16 protein-coding genes and 1 tRNA gene are annotated in these 17,392 nt (G+C 58.7%); 15 read left to right on the top strand and 2 right to left on the bottom strand.

The features are described 5' to 3' along the window. The 5 genes from glmS to Q0J81_RS02820 all read left to right on the top strand — a co-directional run. Positions 1–1,107: glutamine--fructose-6-phosphate transaminase (isomerizing) (glmS, locus tag Q0J81_RS02840; protein WP_294445928.1), on the top strand; the 1,107-nt coding region annotated here is incomplete at its 5' end. Positions 1,108–1,226: 119 nt separating this feature from the next. After that, complete coding sequence (locus tag Q0J81_RS02835) at positions 1,227–1,892, top strand: outer membrane beta-barrel protein (RefSeq protein WP_294445927.1); 666 nt, start codon at positions 1,227–1,229, stop codon at positions 1,890–1,892. Positions 1,893–1,958: 66 nt separating this feature from the next. Continuing rightward, entirely contained in the window at positions 1,959–4,058 is a 2,100-nt protein-coding gene (locus tag Q0J81_RS02830) for a capsular polysaccharide biosynthesis protein (RefSeq protein WP_294445926.1), read from the top strand. After that, positions 4,058–5,296 carry a capsular biosynthesis protein gene (locus Q0J81_RS02825; RefSeq protein ID WP_294445925.1) on the top strand — a complete coding sequence of 413 codons (1,239 nt, stop codon included), beginning with the start codon at positions 4,058–4,060 and terminating at the stop codon, positions 5,294–5,296. Before Q0J81_RS02830 ends, Q0J81_RS02825 begins: the two co-directional genes overlap by 1 nt. Before the next feature lie 72 nt (positions 5,297–5,368). Continuing rightward, positions 5,369–6,076 carry an outer membrane protein gene (locus tag Q0J81_RS02820; protein WP_294445924.1) on the top strand — a complete coding sequence of 236 codons (708 nt, stop codon included), beginning with the start codon at positions 5,369–5,371 and terminating at the stop codon, positions 6,074–6,076. A 367-nt stretch (positions 6,077–6,443) separates the two neighbouring features. Here the strand turns inward: Q0J81_RS02820 and Q0J81_RS02815 are convergent. Then, a tRNA-Val gene (locus tag Q0J81_RS02815) sits at positions 6,444–6,519 on the bottom strand. Between the two features lie 327 nt (positions 6,520–6,846). Between Q0J81_RS02815 and hutW the strand changes: the two genes are divergently transcribed. From hutW to Q0J81_RS02765, 10 genes are all read left to right on the top strand, one after another. Next, positions 6,847–8,265 (top strand): heme anaerobic degradation radical SAM methyltransferase ChuW/HutW, encoded by a 1,419-nt coding sequence (gene hutW / locus Q0J81_RS02810; RefSeq protein ID WP_294445923.1) that lies wholly within the window; start codon positions 6,847–6,849, stop codon positions 8,263–8,265. A 215-nt stretch (positions 8,266–8,480) separates the two neighbouring features. Then, positions 8,481–10,676 (top strand): TonB-dependent receptor, encoded by a 2,196-nt coding sequence (locus Q0J81_RS02805; protein WP_294445922.1) that lies wholly within the window; start codon positions 8,481–8,483, stop codon positions 10,674–10,676. 60 nt (positions 10,677–10,736) lie between these two features. Next, positions 10,737–11,279 (top strand): MptD family putative ECF transporter S component, encoded by a 543-nt coding sequence (locus tag Q0J81_RS02800; RefSeq protein WP_294445921.1) that lies wholly within the window; start codon positions 10,737–10,739, stop codon positions 11,277–11,279. Beyond that, positions 11,257–12,060 (top strand): energy-coupling factor transporter transmembrane protein EcfT, encoded by an 804-nt coding sequence (locus tag Q0J81_RS02795; protein ID WP_294445920.1) that lies wholly within the window; start codon positions 11,257–11,259, stop codon positions 12,058–12,060. Before Q0J81_RS02800 ends, Q0J81_RS02795 begins: the two co-directional genes overlap by 23 nt. Positions 12,061–12,089: 29 nt before the next feature. Continuing rightward, complete coding sequence (locus Q0J81_RS02790) at positions 12,090–13,580, top strand: ABC transporter ATP-binding protein (RefSeq protein WP_294445919.1); 1,491 nt, start codon at positions 12,090–12,092, stop codon at positions 13,578–13,580. After that, positions 13,577–14,095 carry a heme utilization cystosolic carrier protein HutX gene (gene hutX, locus Q0J81_RS02785; RefSeq protein ID WP_294445918.1) on the top strand — a complete coding sequence of 173 codons (519 nt, stop codon included), beginning with the start codon at positions 13,577–13,579 and terminating at the stop codon, positions 14,093–14,095. Before Q0J81_RS02790 ends, hutX begins: the two co-directional genes overlap by 4 nt. Before the next feature lie 89 nt (positions 14,096–14,184). After that, complete coding sequence (locus Q0J81_RS02780; RefSeq protein ID WP_294445917.1) at positions 14,185–14,697, top strand: flavodoxin family protein; 513 nt, start codon at positions 14,185–14,187, stop codon at positions 14,695–14,697. 113 nt (positions 14,698–14,810) lie between these two features. Then, positions 14,811–15,437 carry a MotA/TolQ/ExbB proton channel family protein gene (locus Q0J81_RS02775; protein ID WP_294445916.1) on the top strand — a complete coding sequence of 209 codons (627 nt, stop codon included), beginning with the start codon at positions 14,811–14,813 and terminating at the stop codon, positions 15,435–15,437. After that, positions 15,424–15,822 carry a biopolymer transporter ExbD gene (locus Q0J81_RS02770; protein ID WP_294445915.1) on the top strand — a complete coding sequence of 133 codons (399 nt, stop codon included), beginning with the start codon at positions 15,424–15,426 and terminating at the stop codon, positions 15,820–15,822. The genes Q0J81_RS02775 and Q0J81_RS02770 overlap by 14 nt, the downstream gene beginning before the upstream one ends. 220 nt (positions 15,823–16,042) lie before the next feature. Beyond that, positions 16,043–16,663, top strand: coding sequence for an energy transducer TonB (locus Q0J81_RS02765; protein ID WP_294445914.1), 621 nt, complete (start codon positions 16,043–16,045; stop codon positions 16,661–16,663). Positions 16,664–16,837: 174 nt separating this feature from the next. Here Q0J81_RS02765 and Q0J81_RS02760 read toward each other — a convergent pair whose 3' ends face one another. After that, positions 16,838–17,386: a metal-dependent transcriptional regulator gene (locus Q0J81_RS02760; protein ID WP_294445913.1), complete on the bottom strand. Its 549-nt coding sequence runs from the start codon at positions 17,384–17,386 to the stop codon at positions 16,838–16,840. Between the last annotated feature and the right edge of the window lie 6 nt (positions 17,387–17,392).

Raw genomic sequence — 17,392 nt, 5'->3', positions numbered from 1 at the left:
GCCGCGGCCAAGGGCGGCTACAAGCACTTCATGCTCAAGGAAATCATGGAGCAGCCGCGGGTCATCACCGACTGTCTCACCGGCCGCGTGACCGAAGAGCCTGACGGGAGTCTTTCCGTGCATCTTCAGGAGCTCGACGGCATTCCCGTGCCTTCGCGTCTGCACATCGTGGCCTGCGGTACGTCGTACAACGCCGGGCTGTGGGGTCAGCAGCTTCTGGAAAACGTGGGCGGCATTCCCACCGATCTCGACATAGCCTCGGAGTTCCGCTACCGCGATCCTATCATTCTGCCGGGCGAGGCGGTCATGGTCATCAGTCAGTCCGGCGAAACGGCGGACACGCTCGCCGCGCTGCGTCTGGCTAAAGAGAAGGGCGCAAAGGTGATAGGTCTGTGCAACGTGGTGGGGTCCTCCATCGCGAGAGAGGCCGACGTCGTGCTCTACACTCAGGCCGGACCGGAAATAAGCGTGGCCTCCACCAAGGCCATGTGCAGTCAGATGGTGCTCATCGCGCTCATGGCGCTCTATTACGGGCAGCGCCGCAGCCCGGCCGTGTTCGACAGGAATCTTCTTGTGGCGCTGCGCGAGCTTCCCGAAAAGCTTGCCGCCGCGCTTCCCGCCATGCAGAAGCGGGCAGAGCAGCTCGCCCTGCGCTTTGCCTCCTCGCGCAGCTTCTTCTATCTCGGCCGCGGGCAATATAATGCGCTGGCGCTGGAAGGTGCGCTCAAGCTCAAGGAGCTTTCTTATATTCACGCCGAAGGATACGCTGCAGGTGAAATGAAACACGGCCCCATTGCGCTCATCGACCCGCAGTTCCCCACCTTCGCTTTGGCGATGGATGATGATGTGTTTTTTCCTAAAGTGAAGTCCAACATTCAGGAAGTGTTGGCCAGACAGGGGCGTGTTATTGCTCTTGTTCAGGAAAAAGGACGTTCACTGTCTTCCCTTGGAGTTGAAGACATATGGCGTCTTCCTGACTCTTATCCAGTCATTTCCTGCTTTTTTGCGTTATCCGCTCTTCAATTGTTCAGCTACTGCATGGCTGATGTTCTTGGTAAGGATGTGGATCAGCCACGAAATCTTGCAAAGAGTGTAACCGTAGAATGACTTTAATAATTATTTCTCAATATATAGTATTAATATAATATAAATAATCATTAGTATCATTGTTCTCTCAAAGAAGTATGCCATGTTTTTGACAGACATGCTTTCTTTGGGAGGATGATGTGAAAAACGTTATAGTTATTATTTTTGTATGGACAGGTATAATGATGTCTTCCTCTTTAGTTTATGCTGCGGATAACAGTAATTACGGCGTCTATCTTGCGCCGAAGTTTGCCGTGTCCGTGCTGCATACCAGGGGAACTCTTGATCTGACTGCTTCCACATGGGGGCCGCGCAGAGTATTCGGGGCCAGAGCGGGAGGCGCTCTGGCTCTTGGATACGATTTCTGGCGAAAGTGTCGGGTGCCGTTCCGTCTGGAGCTGGAGTATGGGACTTCCGAAAGTGTGTCGAAAACGGCGTCCGTCAAGGTGTTCAGGATGCGTTTTCCTTTTCGGGCAAATATAGGCGTGCAGACGCTGTTCATGAACGCCTATGTGGATATGCCGAACAGCAGCGGATTTACTCCCTATATCGGGGCTGGCGCAGGCATGGCTTTCATTGATGTTGAAGGGCGCAGCATGGGAATGTCGGCTTCCGGCCATGCGAGGGTTCCCGCGGGACAGCTTGGCTTGGGATGTTCCTATGCCTTCAACAGGAACGTTTCGGTGGATATCGGATATCGCTTTGTGATTATGCGCAACACCGATGCTTCATGTAATTCCATGCGTCTGAATCTCCAGAAGAACTACATGCATCAGGCCATGCTTGGTCTGCGAATTACCTTTTAATAATCGGCTCTGAGGCTGAAACTTTTTGGTGGCGCTGTCATGGATACTTTGAACGGGAAGAACGGAATGAAGACAAAGCTGATGCATGCTGAAGGGCATGAGCATTTTCTTGCTTTCTCCCGTACGTTTTCCCGTATTCCTCACCTTTCAATTTTTCTCGGTGGTGAGGTGAGTCTTGCCGGATTGAGAAGAAGAGTAATATGTACGGCCGTAGCAGGATGGGGGCACAAGCCCAGAGCCGACAAAGCCCGGCGTTATGCCGCGAAACGCGGCCTGCCCTACGTTGCCGTGGAAGACGGCTTTCTGCGTTCCCTGCGTCTCGGCTGCGAGGGGGCGGAGCCGCTTTCCCTGGTGGTGGATCGTACCGGCATTTACTACGACGCCACCGGTCCTTCGGATCTGGAGAACCTTTTGAATTCAGGCGGCTGGGAAGCGCCTGCGCTCATGGCCTCGGCGGAAAAGGCTCTTGCCGCTATCATTCACCATGGTCTCAGCAAGTACAATCATGCACCGGATGCTTCGCCGCATCTCTTGGGAGAGGCGGCCCCGGATTCTCCCCGCGTACTCATTATCGACCAGACAGTGGGGGACGCCTCGGTCTCCCTCGGACTGGCGGATGCTTCATCTTTTGCCGCCATGCTGGCCGATGCGAAAACCCGTTTCCCCGGAGCGCGGATCTTCGTAAAAACGCATCCCGACGTTCTGGCCGGAAAAAAGCAGGGCTATCTTACGGCGCAGGCGAAAGCGGAGGGCGCAACGCTCATTGCCGAGGACGTGTCTCCGCTGTCTCTTCTTGCTCAGGCGGATGAAGTGTATACGGTGACTTCTCAGATGGGCTTTGAGGCGCTCATGCTGGGCAGGCGCGTACACTGCTTCGGCATGCCGTTTTATGCAGGCTGGGGACTTACGGAAGACGCCGTTTCCTGTTCCCGCAGAACGAAGAAGCGTACGCTTCTGGAAGTGTTTGCGGCGGCCTATCTTTTGTATGCCCGCTATGTGAATCCCGTGACCGGCAGGCGCTGCGACATCCACGACACTATCGAGAGGCTTGCCGTGCAGCGGGAGAAGAACGAACAGAACCGCGGGTTCCATGCCTGTTTCGGTTATTCTTCCTGGAAACATCCGCACGCTCGGGCTTATCTGCAGAGTACGGGAGGGTCTTTTCGTTTTTTCAAATACTTCCACGGTGAAGAGCATGCCGTAACCTGTGCGGCGTGCCACGGCGGCGACGTGGTAGCGTGGTCGTCGAAGTGCGCGGACGGGAGGCTTGAAGAGCTCTGCCGACGTGCGGGCGTTCCGCTTGTGCGCATGGAAGACGGCTTCATCCGTTCCGTGGGTCTCGGTTCGGAATTTCAGTGGCCGTATTCTCTGGTGCTGGACCGGCGGGGCATTTACTACGACCCTACGCAGCCGAGCGATCTTGAGGTCATGTTGCAGGGCATGCCGGAGAGGGAAGGGCACGACGTTTTATGCGCCCGTGCCCGGGCGCTTCGTGAATATATCGTGGCCAAGGGACTCACCAAGTACAACGTAGGGCAGCGCACGCTTTCCCGGGATAACTGGCCTTCGGATCGCCGTGTGCTGCTGGTTCCCGGTCAGGTGGAGGATGATGCTTCGGTGCGTCGCGGCGGCTGTGGCATCCGGGGAAATCTGGAACTGCTCAGAGAGGTGCGCCGGCGCAATCCCGGGTCTTTCATCATCTACAAGCCGCATCCTGACGTGGAAGTGAAGAACCGCAAAGGCAGGATAGACGATGCCGAGGCGCTTCGCGTGGCCGACGAGGTGGTGCGCGACGTGCGCATGGACGCGCTTCTTGCCGTGGTGGACGAAGTGCATACGCTCACGTCCCTGACCGGCTTTGAAGCTCTTTTGCGTGGCGTGAAAGTGTGTACCTACGGCGGCCCGTTCTATGCCGGGTGGGGACTGACGGAAGACTGTGCGGAGGAGCGAGCCTTTCTTGCACGGCGCACGGCGCGCCTTACGCTGGATGAGCTTACGGCGGGAGTGCTTCTGCTGTACCCGAGTTATTACGACTGGCAGACGGCGAGCTTCTGCACGGCGGAAGACGTGTGCAACCGACTGCTGCAGCCGGGCGGCCAGATGCACGGCAAGTATATGGTGCGAGTGTTTGCCGCGCTGCGCGCATGGGTAAGGAAGGTGTTCTGATGGCGAGTTTCCTTTTTCTTCAGGGGCCGCACGGACCGTTCTTCCGGCTTCTCGGCGAAGAGTTGCGCTCCCGCGGGCACGAGGTGATGCGGGTGAATCTCTGCGGCGGCGATGTGCTGGACTGGCCGCACGGCGCGCTTTGCTATCACGGCCGCACATCGGACTGGAGTGCCTGGGTGCACAGGCTCATGATGCGCAGGAAGGTGACGGATCTTATGGTGTTCGGAGACTGGAGGCCGCATCATCGTGAGGCGGTACATATTGCGCGGCTGAACGGCATACGGGTGTGGGCTTTCGATGAAGGGTATCTTCGCCCGCACTGGATAACCATGGAGCGGGGAGGGGTGAACGGCAACTCCACGTTGCCGCATACGCCGGAAGAGGTGCGGGCAGAAAGCCGCCGCTATGCCGAGCCGTCACGCCCTGAATCGTCTCCCAATCCCATTGCGAGCCGTCAGCTTCAGGCCGTGCTCTATGCCGGGGCGTCCATTCTGTCCATGCCGTTTTTTCCGTTCTACCGCACGCATCGTCCGTATGGCCATTTGAAGGAGCTTTTCAGCGGCTGGGTCCCGCACTTTTTTACGCGTCGCCGTCGCATGAAGCTGTCGGAAAAGGCGCTGTCCCATATCAATGATGCGCCGTTCTTTCTTTTTCCGCTTCAGCTCGATTCCGATTCGCAGGTGCGGCGTTATTCGCCGTTCAGCGGCATGAAGGAGGCCATAGCCTGGGTGATGACGTCCTTTGCCAAAGACGCGCCCAAAGAGACGCATCTTGTCATCCGCAACCATCCTCTGGACAGCGGACTTATCCGCTACGACCGTTTTATCCGCAGCTTCAGCGAGGCGTGCGGCATAGCGGATCGCGTGATTTTTGTGGAGAGCGGCAACGGCATGGACATGATACGAAAAAGCCGTGCCGTGGTGCTTTTGAACAGCACCATGGGCATGCAGGCCTTGGAGCAGGGCAAGGCGGTGTACTGCGTGGGCAAGTCCATCTATGCCATGCCCGGTCTTGCGCAGAGTTCTAAGGAATGCAGTCTTTCCCGGTTCTGGACGGCATACCGCACGCCGGATGCCGGGCTTTTGCATGACTTTGAAAAGCTGCTTCTGTGCCGCGCTCTCGTGAACGGAAACTTTTACTTCGGCAGGGGCCTTGAGCTGGCCGTAAGGGGCTGTGCCGACAGGCTGGAAAAAAGTGCTGCCTCATCGCGGTCTGCTGCCGAAATAATACCCCGGTGAGCGGTTTGCCGGGAAAGAGCAGTTCCGCCCTTCTTTCCGTGGCGGATAACCTTCAACACGAGGAGACTCGTTATGAAAAAGTTTTGTTTGAGTGCCATTCTGGCCGCTGTTCTCATGTTGCCCTGCGCACAGGCCGCGTCCGCTGCTGAAGATACCATGGGCGTGTATGTCGCTCCCCGCGTCACGCTGAACGTTCAGCACTTCCGCGGCAACGTGTACGGCGATCAGGGCCTTGCCTACACCCATTCCACGCACGACGTGAGCGTGGGCGGCGGTCTGGCCGTGGGTTACGACTTCAGCCGCAACCTCGACATGCCCTTCCGCATGGAACTCGAATACGCCGCCTACGGCTCCGTGTCCGACAACTTCCATGACGACGGCCATACGTCCGCCATCGAGCTGGAAGAAAGCCTGCAGACCGTGCTGTTCAACGTGTACTGGGATCTGCATGACCTCACCTTCTACCAGATCACTCCCTATGTGACCGCCGGCGCCGGTGTGGGTATTCTGAAGAGCGAATACAGCTGGAACAACGGCGTGGAAAACTACGGCGGCGGCGCGAGCGACACCAAGGCCGTGTTTGCCGGTCAGATCGGCCTTGGCTTCTCCTACGCCATCAACGACACCTTTGCCGTTGATCTCGGCTACCGCTTCCTCATGATGGGCGAAGGCTTTGCCCGCGGCAGCCTCTCCGATGCCTCGCAGAGCATCCGCGCCAACCTGAACACCGACCGCAACTTCGCTCATATGGTGAGCCTCGGTCTGCGCGCCACCTTCTAATACCTTCGGGTACAACATCGGCCCCGGGGCGCGTTCTGCGTTCCGGGGCTCTGCCCCGGACACGTGTCGAACTTCGCACGTTCCCGGGGCTTTTTCATGGTGTCAGGCGTCCGACGTTCCGATGGGGATATCTGCGCCGCCTGCGGGCAGCTTCGATGTATAGGGGCAGAGCACGTGATGCCGTCTGCCATGGAGCGTGGCCCGTATCGGAAGGCCTGCTGCCTGTGAAAAGGGAAGTTTTGACGGCGTTTTCCGCCATACGGGGATCATGCCCCGTTACGGAATGGAGCGCTGGGCCGGAAGTCACGAGTGCAACGCAAAAACCCCGCAGTCGGCAACCGACTGCGGGGTTTTCATGAACGTTCTCTGGTGGGCAGTGAGGGACTCGAACCCCCGACAGTCGGTGTGTAAGACCGATACTCTACCAACTGAGCTAACTGCCCGCGCCTTGTTTTTTCTAGGGGAAGCCGCCTGTTCTGTCAAGCATGGAACAGCCATGGTCTGCATTCTGCTTTTCGGCGGGGCGCGGAACAGGGCGATTCCTTCCTTACGGACGGAGGCGATCATATTGCAGGCACGGCGCATTGTTTTTTTACAAGAACATGGCGGCGCTTTGTGCCGAAGCACGGTTAAACATTCTCGGGAGGCAGAGAAATTTCGGGATTTAAGTTGACAATGAATTTCAATTTCTTTATCACCGAGAAAAAGTTTGATGAATAAAACTTTTCTTTCGCCTACCAACCTTGAGCGAGGAATGCATGAGCGCCGTCATGGAACAGAATATTCAGGAACGGCTGGATTCCGAGGCTCCGCGCATGAACGGCATGGCCTTTGCCGTTTCCGGAGCAGGGGAGCGCCGGAGTCTGGAGAAGTATTTTGCAAGGGAAGGGGCAGACCCTCTTTCCCGTGCGTTTGATGGAAAGATAGCGGTGCATCCCGGCGTGGGCGGCTGCATGGTTGCGCCTGACGCCGTGGAGGAAAACCTTGAGCGTCTTCTCGACACGCCGAGGAGCAGAGACAGCGTGGCCTATGTCCACGTGCCGTTCTGCGAGACGCACTGTCTGTACTGCGGCTTCTACAACCGGGGCTACAGCCGGGAGGAGAGCGCCCGCTATGTGGACACGCTGCTTCGGGAACTTCGTCTCTGGGAAAGCCGCGCCGCGCAGCGGCAGGGGCCCGTGCATGCCGTGTACTTCGGCGGAGGCACGCCCACGGCGCTGGAAGCGTCAGACCTGGAGCGTCTTTTGAAGGGCGTGCGCGCGCATCTGCCTCTTGCCAACGACTGTGAGATCACCGTTGAAGGACGCCTGCACAATTTCGGGCCGGAAAAGATGGAAGCCTGTCTTGCCGGAGGAGCCAACCGCTTTTCGTTGGGCGTGCAGAGCTTCAATACGAAGATACGGCAGAGCATGGGGCGTCTGGCCGACCGGGATGAGGTGTTCCGCAGGCTGGAACGGCTGACGGGCTACAATCAGGCGGCCGTCATCGTCGATCTTATTTTCGGTTTTCCCATGCAGAGCATGGATATATGGCTGGACGACATTGCCGCGGCCTGTTCCGCCGGACTCGACGGCATGGACTGCTATCAGCTCAACGTGTACGACCGGACTCCGCTCGGCCGGGCCATACGGGAAGGCAGGCTTCCTCCCGCAGCGGACATTCCCATGCAGTCGGCCATGTTTGCCGCCGGAGTGCAGGCGCTGGAAAAGGCCTTTTATCGTCGGCTTTCGCTCACGCACTGGGCGCGCACCAGCCGGGAGCGCAATCTTTACAATCTCAAGGTGAAGGGCAGCGCGAACTGTCTGGCCTTCGGGCCCGGAGCGGGCGGCAATCTGGGCGGCTGGTTCTACATGAATGAGGGCAGCTATCCGAAGTGGATCGAGAGCGTGAACGCCGGCCGCAAGGCCGTGACGGCACTCGTGCGTCCGGACCGGCATTTTTATTTCTTCCGTGCCGTGGCGGCGGCCATGGAGCAGGGCTGGATGGATCTTGCGGCCCTGGAGAAGGACCACGGCGTTGCGCTCCAGGCTTTGCTTGAGCCGCTCCTTGAGCAGTGGAGCCGCGCGGGTCTTGTGGAAATGCGTGAAGGCGTGATGGTGCTTACCCTTGCCGGTCAGTTCTGGCAGGTGAATCTTTCCCAGCTCATGCAGGATTTTCTCAAGCATGAACTGGACGGATCGGGCAGATGAGAGAAGGAAGATCCCTCTTGCCGTCGGGGGCAGGGCGGCGGAGGGAGCGCCTTCAGAGGAACGTCCGGAGAGCTTCGGCAGAGCAGCCGGCTGGCCGGGTGACGCTTTGGCCTCTCCGAAAGGTTTTGCAGCGCGGATGCGGCGTTTTTCGGAACGGACGTTTCTGAGGCGGTAAACGACGTTTCCCGCAGGAAACGCAAAGAAAGGAATGGACGATGAAGAAGACGATGATGACGTGGGCAGGCTTTTCGACGGTACTGCTTGCCTGCGCCCTGCTCCCCGCCCCTTTTGCCCTTGCGGAGGAGACCGTAAGGGCCGGAGACGTATATGTGACGGCGACCAGAGTGGAAAAGGAATTGCAGCAGGTGCCCATGAGCGTGACCGTGATGACCGCGGATGACGTGAGAAAATCCGGTGCGCGCACGGTGGGCGAGCTTCTGGAGGATGTGCCCGGCGTACAGGTGCAGAATGACGGCTCCCAGGGGCTCAAGCGCATTTCCATACGAGGAGAAGACGCCTTTCGCACGCTGGTGCTCATAGACGGACAGAAGATTTCCGAGCACAAGTCCATGTCCGGATCCCCCATGCTTATCGACGCCTCGCGCATTGAGCGCATCGAGGTGATCAAGGGTCCGGCATCCGTGCTCTACGGTTCCGACGCCATAGGCGGCGTGGTGAACATCATTACGAAGAAGGGCGGCGAAAAGCCCGTGGAAGGCGAAGTCTGGACGGGCTTTTCCGGCGCGTCCCGGGGCTTTTCCGAAGGGGCGGCCGTGCGCGGCAACATTGACGGCTTCAAGTACAGTCTGTCCGGTTCCCACTCGGATCAGGGCGATATTCATACCCCCGAAGGAAAGCTCGACAACACGAATTTCCGTCAGACCGACGCTTCGGCCTTTCTGAGCTACGACTTTTCCGAGCATTTCACCCTCGGCGCGGGACTGGACTACTACAAGGGCGCGTTCAACTCCACGTCCATGAATGACAACGGAAACGGCAACCGTTTCTTTGTCAGAGTGCCCAAGTGGGCGCGCACCAAATATTATATGTTTGCGGAAGGCAGAGACATAAGCGAGTACCTGAGCCGCGTGCGCTTTGACGCCTGGTATCAGAAGAACGAAAAGGACATGAGAAATTACGTGGGGCAGGCGAGCGGGCCGGGCTCTACGAGCATGAACGGCATGCCGGTGTCCTACATGGCCGCCGACGTGGTCATGGACAACTTTGCCCACAACATCATACGAAGCCGCGGCCTCTCGCTGCAGACGGACTGGCAGCTCGGTGCGAATCACTACCTCATAGCCGGGTATGAGCTGAACTACGACAGACTCAATTCCGAAGGCAGAACGTATCTGGACAATAAGATATCCATGTCTCCGGCCATGAGCATTCTCATCAACAAGGTGACCGACAAGTATTACGACGGCAATCAGCTCAATCAGTCGCTGTTTGCCTCCATGGAAAGCCAGCTTCCGTGGAATCTGGCCCTCACCTACGGCGTTCGCTGGACGCACGTGAACACCGAACTTACGCGCGGCGAGGAAATTGCCGATCCCTATACCGGAAAGATGCAGATGGGCGGCATGACCCGTCCCATGTTCGACTATTCCGGCGCCGTGGATAAAAAGGCTCTCGGCGACGATACCGATTCCCGTCCCGTGTTCAACGTGGGGCTCGTATGGACCGGCATAGAGGATCTGGCTCTTCGCGCGAGCTGGGCGCAGGGATTCCGCGTGCCGAACCTTACGGAAAAGTACATAGGCACGGCCATGGGGGGCGGCACCATTTACGGCAATCCGAATCTCGATCCGGAAACCTCCAACAACTTTGAAGTGGGCGCGCGTTACAATCACGGGGCTCTGGACGTCGATCTGGCCTTCTTCTACTCCCTGGCCGACAACTACATCGCTTCCGTGCCGGTAAGCACGGGCAGCTCCGTGTATACCTACACCAACGTGGCCGACGCCACCACCTTCGGTTCGGAGCTTGCGGCAAGCTATCGTTTTGCCACTGCCTTCGGTGACGTTACGCCCTACGCCACGCTCACCTGGATGCGCCGTCAGTACGACGACGGCAACGGCTGGAAGACCTGGGACACCGCCACGCCCGAATGGGTGGGACGCTACGGCGTGCGCTATGCGAAGGCTCTTGCCGAAGATCTGGATTTTCGTGCCGACGTGTACGGCCGCAGCCAGTCTGCCACGGTGTACCGTTCCTCCTCCGGCAGCAGCGATTACGATCTCGGCGGATTCACCACGGCCAACATCGCGCTCGGCTTCGACTTCGGTTCGGAAAAGCAGTTTTCGCTTCTTGCGGAAGTGCTGAACCTCTTTGACAAGCGCTATCAGTATAATACGGCCATTCTTGAGCCCGGCCTTCATGCCAATGTGAAGCTGAGCTACCGGTTCTAGTGACTTCGGGCCGGGGCAAATCCCGGCCCCTGTCCTCCGTACGCATGCAGGAGATCCTTCATGACTCGTCTTTTTCCCCGCTGGAGCGCCCAGGAACTTGTGGTCGTCGGCGTGTTCGCCGCCGCTTCCAAGGTATCCACGCTGCTTATCGCCCTTGCCGGGGGCGGCATGAATCCCGTGAGTCTCATGGGCAAGAACCTTGTGTTCACCACGCTTCTCGTGGTCATGCTGTGCAAGGTGCGCAGGCCCGGCACCCTTTTTCTTTTTACGGTCATCAACATCATCGTGAGCATGCTTCTGCTCGGGGCGAGCGTTACGCTCATTCCGCCCATGCTCATGGCTGCGCTGGTCGCCGAGGCGGCCATCTGGCCGCGACGTCACGCGTCAGGCGCGGCAAATGCGCTCATCGGCGCGGCGGTGTTCGACTTTGTGAGCAAGGCGCTCTCGCTCGGCGTGTCCTGGCTTTTCATGCGCGAGAATCCGGCGCTCATGGTCATGGTCGTTCCTTTTGTGGTCATCGGCTATTTCGGTTCTCTGGGGGGACTTTTTTCGGGCGTGAGGGCCGTCAGGGAGCTGCGTCATGCGGGCATCATTCGTGAATAGAGAATGGACCGGAAAGGCGGGTCAGGGGTCGGCGGATACGGGGAACGTCGTGGGGCTCGACGTGCGTTCCAGAATGTTCGTCACGCTTCTTGCCTCGGTCGTTACGGTAATCATTTCCTCCTTCGAGGGGCAGGCCGTGCTTTTTGTCGCCTCGCTCATCTACGCGCTTTCCGTGCGCCGTTTCCGGGCTCTGGCCGCGGCCTACGCCGTCATGGCGATCATGATGCTTGTGGCCGCGCTCTGCTCGTGGGGCATTTCCCGCGCCGTTCCTTCCATGCCGTTTTCGCCGGAATCTCTGGCCGTGCCCTTCATGCGCGGCGCGGTCATGCTCAACGTCGTGCTGCCTCTGGCGCTTACCTGCCGGGTTCAGGCGCTGCTTACCGCGCTCAAGGGATTGCGTCTTCCCTTCTGCATCTATCTTCCCGGCGCCGTAATGATCCGTTTCATCCCCACCTTCATGAACGACGTGAAGCAGGTGGCGGAGACCTTGAAGATCCGCGGCTGTCGCCTTGGGCCGGGGGAGATGTTCCGGCATCCTCTCATGATGCTGCGTCTTCTTTTCACGCCGCTGCTTTTCCGCTCGCTCCGTACCTCCGAAGAGCTCGGCATTGCGGCGGAACTCAAGGGCCTTGAGGCGGGAGGGAAATTCGTGCCGTTCCGAGTCTCTTCCTGGACGGCAAGGGACACGCAGCTTGTCGTTCTGGCCATTGTCGTTGCCGTGTCCGCATTCGCCTGCCATCTGATGTGGGGCGATGCTTCTTCCATGTCCGCCATGCGCTGAGCCTTGCAGCAATCAGATGGAGAAACGACATGATACGCTTTGAAAACGTTACCTACTCCTATCCCTTTGCCCAGGCTCCGGCAGTGCGCGACATCAGCTTTTGCGTGAGCCCCGGAGAACTGGTGCTTGTTTCCGGGCAGAGCGGCTGCGGAAAGAGCACGCTCATGCGTCTCGCCAACGGATTGTGCCCGGGATACTTCAGGGGCACGCTGAAGGGACGTGTGCTGGTGGAGGGAAGAGAGACGACGACCATGTCGCCCGGAGAGATTTCCCGCACGGTGGGCACGCTTTTTCAGGATCCGGAGCAGCAGTTTTTTGCCCTCGGCGTGGAGGACGAGCTTGCCTTTGTGCATGAATGGCGCGGGCTGCCTGCCGCCGTCACGCGGGAAAAGGTGAGCCGGGCGGCGGAAGCCTTCGATCTGACTGAAGTGCTGCATCATTCCATCCATGAGCTTTCCGAGGGACAGAAGCAGAAGGTGGGACTTGCCTCCATTCTTTCGCATGGGATACGTGCGCTCGTACTCGATGAGCCGACGGCCAATCTGGATCCGGAATCCACGATTGAACTTGCGCAGCGGCTTCGCAGTCTCAAGGAAAGCGGCATGGCCGTGCTGGTGGTGGATCACAGGCTCTACTGGCTCGAGGGCGTGGCCGATCGTGTGCTCGTCATGAAGAACGGCGAGATATGCGCCATGGGGCCTTTTGCCATGCTGCAGGACGAGAGTCTCAGGCACAGCTGCGGGCTGCGCGACTGCCTTGTGGAGGACGTGCGGAGCACGCTGCCCGACATTGTCATACCTGAGCGCAGTGATGACGAACGGGGCCTGAGAGTGGAAGGGCTGCGCTTTGCCTACAAGGGAGACAGGCGGATTTTCGACGACGCGGATTTTTTCCTCGGTCCCGGCGTGACGGCGCTTCTGGGGAACAACGGGGCGGGAAAGACCACGCTCGCCCGTCTTGTGACCGGTCTAAACAGGGCGGATGCCGGGCGTTTTTTCATGCACGGCAGGGAAGTGCCGCAACGGGAACTTCTCGGCAGGGTAGGCGTGGTGCTTCAGAATGCCGATCACCAGCTTCACATGAAGAGCGTGACGCAGGAACTTGAGGTGAGCCTGCGTCTGGCCGAAGAGCGGACAAAGAGGTTCTTGCGGGCATCGGGGCCAAAGGAACGCTTTTCCGTGTTCGAGCTTCTGGAGATGTTCGGACTGACGGCGTTGTCCGACAGGCATCCGCAGTCGCTTTCCGGCGGAGAAAAACAGCGGCTTGTCATTGCCTGTGCTTTTGCCGGAAATCCCGACGTGCTCATTCTCGATGAGCCGACCAGCGGGCTGGACGGCGGCAACATGATGCGCATGGCCTGTGCGCTGGAGATTCTGGCCCGTCGCGGAACCTGCGTGGTCGTCATCACGCATGATTTGGAACTCATGAGGTTGTCCTGCAAAAGTGCGCTGCGTCTGCCCATGAAAGGGAGAGAGGGCAAAGCGTACGCGGAAAAAACTGTCGATGGAGATATGACATGATGAAAAATACGGCCTCTTCCCGCCTGACGCAGGGACTTGTTTCGGCGCTTGAACAGAAAAAGCCCTGGATGCTCGAGTCTCTGGCACGCGAGTTCAACGTGACGGAAAAGGACGTGGCGCTGGCGCTTCCCGAGGGCATGTGCGCGTTCACGTCCGGAGACAATTTCGTGAAGGTATGGGAAGGGCTCGGCGCATGGGAAAAGGCGGTGTTCATCGTGCAGCACGAGGGACACGTCATGGAAATTGCCTGCCGCATCCCTGCGGGAACCATGGGGCGCGGATTCTACAACCTGAGATCCGGGGAAGCCCTCGGCGGGCATCTGCGGGCCGACGCCGTTTCGGACATTGCCTTTCTTTCCATGCCGTTCATGGGACTGGAAAGTCACTCCGTGCAGTTTTTTCATGCCGGAGGACGCGTGGCCTTTGCCGTGTACGCAGGGCGCGAGAATCACCGCATCATCCCGTCGGTGAAGGCTTCCTTTCTGAACTTGCGCAGGGAGATGACGGGGGCGTGACGGCCCCGGCATGAGGCGCTGCGGAAAGGACGCTTTTTTGCCTGCGGCAGAAGAGCAGACACAGAAAACCTTTGATCAGGAGAACAGTCATGAAAACGCTGGTCGTTTATTCCTCACTTACCGGCAACACGAAGAAGGTGGCACAGGCCATGGCCGAGGTTATGCCGGAATGTACGCTTGTTTCCGTGGAGGAAGCGCCCTCCCGTGTGGACGGATACGATCTTGTGGCCGTGGGCTACTGGGTCGACAGAGGCATGCCGGACGGCAGAACCCGGGCGTGGCTTGCGGGCGTGGAGAGAGCAAGGCTGATTTTTTTCGGCACGCTGGGAGCGTGGCCCGATTCCGAGCACGCAAAGGAATGCATGGCCCGGGGTGAAGCCATGGCCATGGAACCTTCCCGAGGCAACACGGTGCTCGGCTCCTGGCTCTGCCAGGGAAAAATTGACCCGAAGGTGCTGGAGGTCATGGCTCGTGTGGCGGGCGGCGCGCATCCCATGACCGAAGAGCGCCGGGCCCGCATACAGGAAGCGGCAAAGCACCCCGACGATGATGATTGCCGGCGGGCGCAGGATTTTGCCCGTCTCGCGCTTGAGCGCATCTGAGCGCATCTTCCGTCCCGTCCGAATGACGGGCGGAAGCATCGGAAGCATTGGCCACGAAACACTCAACGACGAACGGGTCGCTCCGGATGGAGCAAAACACCAGGGGTGCAGAAATGAACTGGTCGGAGATTTACGGAACCATAGGACCGGCGGGAGCCGTGCTTGTGGTGGTGGCCTGCGCGGGCGTGTATCTCGCGCTGAAAAGCTACCTGTTTCTTTTTCTGGTATGGCGTGATTTTCGGCGGACTTTTCCCGAACTGGAAAGGGAGGGCGTGTCCGGTGAATGCATGAGCTATGACGGTGACAATCCCCTCATATGCATAGTGCGCGACATCGTGCAGACGCACTCCGGCCATTCCGAGGACATACGCGCGGAGATAGCCTATCTCTTTCATCGCAACTTTGAAGGACTGACCCGCGAGATATGCTATTTGCGGCTCATTTCCGTGCTTTCTCCGCTTCTCGGGCTTCTTGGCACCATTCTCGGCATGGTCACGGTGTTCCGAACCATAGGAGAGAACGTCGCGCCTGATACGGCCATGCTGGCCAACGGCATATGGGAAGCGCTCATCACCACCATCATGGGACTGTGCGTGGCCATACCTGCGCTCATGGTCTATTATTTCCTGATGCTGCGTTTCAAGGGATTCCATATTGAAGTGGTGGAGTACAGCTATCGTGCGCTGGATTTCTGCCGGAAGCGAAACAACGGAACGGGGCTGGACCATGAAGAGCTTTGATTTCGGGCCGGACGAGGAGCCGGGCATCGACCTGACGCCGCTTATCGACACCATTTTCATGCTGCTCATCTTTTTCATCATGACGACGACGTTCAGTCGCCCTGTGCTCGACATTATTTTGCCTTCGTCTTCAGAGGCAGAGGCCTCTGCCGAGAGAAAGGAACAGCTCATCTCCATCAGGGCCGACGGTACGCTGCACTATGAAGGACGGCAGATTGCACGGGAAGAGCTCGACGTCGTGCTTTCGGAACGGCCGGAAGCGCTGCTCAATCTGTATGTGGACAAAAATGCCCCGTTTGAAGCGTTCGTGGGCGTGGTGGACGTGGCAAGAGTGAAGAAAGGAGGTCATTTTGTCATCAGCACGGAGCCTGCCGAAGACCGTTGACTTCTGTCCTGTGCGCGGACGTTACGGCATGACGCAGCAGCGGCGCAGCCGCAACGCTGCGGCCGCAGGCATGCTTTGCGTCATGACGCTGACGGTTGTCTGTGCGCTTGCCCTTCAGGTGGAGAGCTTGTTGTCGCCGCCAGCCATGCAGGTACGCAGCATGGCGCGCGTCTATGCGCAGTTTCGCCAGATGCCGCAGAAGACGCGTCCGCAGCCGGAAATGAAGAAGCTGCTTGCCGAGGAATCGACAGTGACGGTTCCCGAGACTCTTAGGCAGAAAGAAAAGCCGCAGCCTGTTGTGGAGCGGAAGATTGAGCCGAAGGCGAAAGCGGTGAAGCCGAAACAGGAGCCGAGTCGAAAAGTCATGCCGAAAGCGAAGCCGGCGTCTGCTCCGAAGCCGAAGGCGGTGAAGGCTCCTTCCGCCGTGCAGGCGAAGCCGGCGGAAAAGATGCCCCCGACTGATGCAGCGCCTTTGGGGAAAGACGTGATCGGGCCGTCGTCCGGCAATGCCGCAGTGTCCGTACCTGCAGCGGCCGACAGCGGGAAAGCTGCGGAGGATCGCAGAAACGAGGCACTTGCTGCCGTACTTCAGGCGGTGGAACGGTACAAGCAGTATCCGCGACAGGCTCGTCGTTCAGGTGCGGAAGGAACCTGCACGCTGCGGGTTCACATAGCTGCCGACGGGCGCGTGGATGTGTGCGTACTGACCGAACATTCGGGGCGTTCCGTGCTTGATGCCGCGGCGAAACGACTGGGAGATAAGCTTATTGGACTGAAGACGGGCTCATCCGGCGGATTCAGCATTCTTGTGCCTGTGCATTATCGGCTTTCAGACCGGTAGGAGGCAGAGTACGGACTCTGTCCGGGCGCGGCCCGACGGGTACGTTGCCCGGAAGGGGGCGTTTTTTTCTGAAAGGCAGAAAGGACGTTTTGAGGACAGTCCTTTTTCTGAAACGCAGACGGCCGCGGCGGAAAACGCATCGCGGCCGTCAGGCATTTAATGTTCATCCGCTTTTCAGCGGTACTTGCGGGCGAGTTCCTTCACTTCCTCCTGATTGTCGAGAGCTCCCATGTTGCGGAAGGTTTCGGCCATGGAGCCGATGAGCTCTTTCCGTTCGTTCCGGTAGTCCTCCTGCCAGTTTTTCCAGAAGTCCCGGTTGCGCATGTAGAGAACGAACTGTCCCAGACGGCGGATGACCTGGGGCGGCACCACGTGTTCAAGCTCGCAGGCCACGGCGTCGGCTTCCTCGTGATCAAGCTGAAGTACCTGCTCGAAGAACTCCCGGAAAATGACGTGCCTGTGCGTGATGTCGCGACCGATGACGCGGCCTTTCTGCGTGAGATGAATGAGGCTGTAGGGCTCGTATTCCACAAGTCCCATGGCCTTGAGGGTCTTGAGCGTGCTCGTTACGGTGGAGCGGCTCACTTTGGCGGCATCGGCTATGGAACTGGCTCTGGCTGCGCCGTCTCTGGATTCTTCAAGAAAGATGATTTCAAGGTAGTTTTCCAGCGCAGGAGAAAGCGTTTTCTCCTGCTCCGGATCATGACCGGAACATTCCGTCATGGAGAC

The sequence above is a fragment of the uncultured Mailhella sp. genome, assembly GCF_944324575.1.
In the GTDB taxonomy this organism is placed as follows: domain Bacteria; phylum Desulfobacterota; class Desulfovibrionia; order Desulfovibrionales; family Desulfovibrionaceae; genus Mailhella.
This window is presented reverse-complemented; position numbering and strand designations above follow the sequence as displayed.